The organism is Plantimonas leprariae, assembly GCF_008802405.1.
In the GTDB taxonomy this organism is placed as follows: domain Bacteria; phylum Pseudomonadota; class Alphaproteobacteria; order Rhizobiales; family Rhizobiaceae; genus Plantimonas; species Plantimonas leprariae.
On record NZ_VZDO01000036.1, the window covers coordinates 1 to 2,288 of the forward strand.

Annotated in this window: 2 protein-coding genes; both read right to left on the reverse strand. The window is 65.7% G+C overall.

The window, feature by feature from the left end; all coding sequences use genetic code 11:
• Window positions 1-1,812, reverse strand: a 1,812-nt coding sequence (locus F6X38_RS23175) for a flagellin N-terminal helical domain-containing protein (protein ID WP_150974095.1), incomplete at its 3' end; no start/stop codon positions are given.
• Window positions 1,813-2,156: 344 nt separating this feature from the next.
• Window positions 2,157-2,288 (reverse strand): flagellin (locus F6X38_RS23180; protein WP_281353100.1); only part of this gene is annotated, 132 nt, incomplete at its 5' end.

A 2,288-nucleotide genomic window follows, 5' to 3' on the forward strand; every position in this document is an offset into this window, starting at 1 on the left:
CAGGTCACGGCCGACACCGGATACCGTGGCCGTGGTCAGGCCGATGCTGGAAGACAACACCCCGTCGCCATCCTTCACCGCGACGTTGGCCATCAGGAGGCCGACGTTCGGGCCGGTCTTGACCGTGCTGATCTCGCCGGTGGTGGTGTTCACCGCCAGGACGCCGACGCCGAAGGCTGTGTTCAGAGCGGCCTGCAGGTTGGCGGCGTTGTTGGCCTGGGTGGAGTTCGACACGAAGGAGACGGTCTTCTTGATCGCGGTCGAGCCGGTCGCCGTGGCGTTGTCGCCGTAGACGGTCAGGTCGAACGAGATCGTGTCGCCGCTGGAGCCGGGAGCCGCGATCGCGCCGGTCTTGCCGACGTCGTTCGCCGTTGCATACGTGCCGTTGCCGACCGCCAGACCGTTCGCCGCAGTCGCACCCGTGACGACCGCGCCGTTCACCGACACGCTCTGGATGCCGACCGTCTGCGAAGGACCGGTGCCCACCGTCGAGATGGTGAACTTGCCGGTCGAGCCGAGAGCCGCCGTGACCTTCCCGGAGCCGAGAGCGGTACCGTCGCTGACGCGAGTAGCACCGTTCATCATCGCCTGCAGCGTCGCGGCGAACTTGGTCGCGTCGGCCGAGTCCGTGGCCTGCGTGATGGTCTTCGCCGACGTCTGGTAGAGATCGCCGTTGTAGGTGAACTTGAACTGCAGCACGTCGTTGTTGACCAGCGTGTCGCTATGCGTCACGTCCGTCATGGCGTTCGCGGAGCCAGCACCGAACTTGGCGACGCCGTTGAGGGCGGAGAAGCCGGTGATAGTCGAGACGGTGCCGTCGCCGTCGATGGCCTTGAGGTTGCTGAACGAGACGGACGAAGCCGAGCCGCTGGCGCCGGAGGTGATGGTGATCACGCCCGAACCGTCGGCCGCGACCGCGACGGCGCCGGTGCCGAAGGCGGTCGTGTCGTTGATCGCGGTCTGCAGCGCGGTCGCCAGGTTGGCGGCGCTGCCGACCGAGGCGAGCGCGACCGTGATCGTCTTGGCGGCGCTGCCGTTCAGCGACAGGTCGAAGCTCAGCTTGTCGGCCTTGTCGATGCCCGCCGCGGTGTAGGTGCCGAGCGTCACCTTGGCGGCCGCCAGCGCGCCGACGTCGAGGCCGGCCTTGGCGACCGCGGTGTCGAGGCCCTGCAGCGCCGGCGCCGTGCCGGTGGCCGCGTTGCCGCCGAAGTCGAGGTCCATGCCGTCCGACGACAGCGTCGACTGCGAGTTGACGATGCCCATCGACGAGCCCGCCTTCGTGTCGAACAGCGCCGTCGCCGACGTGTCGATCTTCACGGTACCGATCGAGACCGCGTTGTTCACGTCGCGGGAATACGACGCGACGACCGACTTCTCTGCGCTGAACCCGGTGAGGCCGGAATTGACGGAGAGCCAGTTCTCGCCGGAGAAGTTCGAGGAGGTGGCGATCGACTTCAGCTGGTCCTGCAGCGCGTCGATATCGGACTGCACGGCCTTGCGATCGACGCCGGCCTGGGTGGCGGAGGTCAGCTTGGCCTTGATCTCGTCGAGCACGTCCTTGGCCTTGTTCAGGCCCTGGTACATCGTGTCCACCGTCGCCGCGCCGAGGTTGAGGGCGTCCTTGACGGTCGAGAGCGACTTGTTGTCGGACTTCAGCGTCACCGAGATCGACCAGTACGCCGCGTTGTCCTTCGCTTCGCCGATCCGGTAGCCCGTCGAGATGCGGTTCTGCACCGAATCGAGCTGGCTGTTGGTGTTCTGCAGGGTGCGCAGCGCCGTGATGGCGGCTGCGTTGGTGTTCACGCTAACCATGAAATTTGTCCCGGTACATGGGTACGGATAAGGGACAGGCTGGGTCTGAGCCAGCATGAGGGAGCGGCATCATGCCTTTGTTCGGAAACGTCTTTTCCGATCAATCTCTCATGGGGTCGAATCTAGACCCCAGCCTTTAAGGAGCGATGAATCGAAAGGCCGGTCGCCGAGGGTTTGGCTTTCCTTCCCTCCCCCGAGATCTTGGGGGTTGCGGTCGACCCGGTTCGCGGGGGTGGAAGCCGCGACCTGCAAGGCGTCATGCGCAAAACGACGAAGGCTCCGGACGGCGACGTCCGGAGCCTTCGTTTCCACTTTCCTCGGGGCGGCTTGGAGCCGCCCTCCGCTTAGCCGTTCGACTGGAACAGGGAGAGGATGTTCTGGGCGGACTGGTTGGCGATGGAAAGGGCCTGGACGCCGAGCTGCTGCTTGACCTGCAGGGCCTGCAGCTTGGTGGACTCTTCCGACATGTCGGCGTC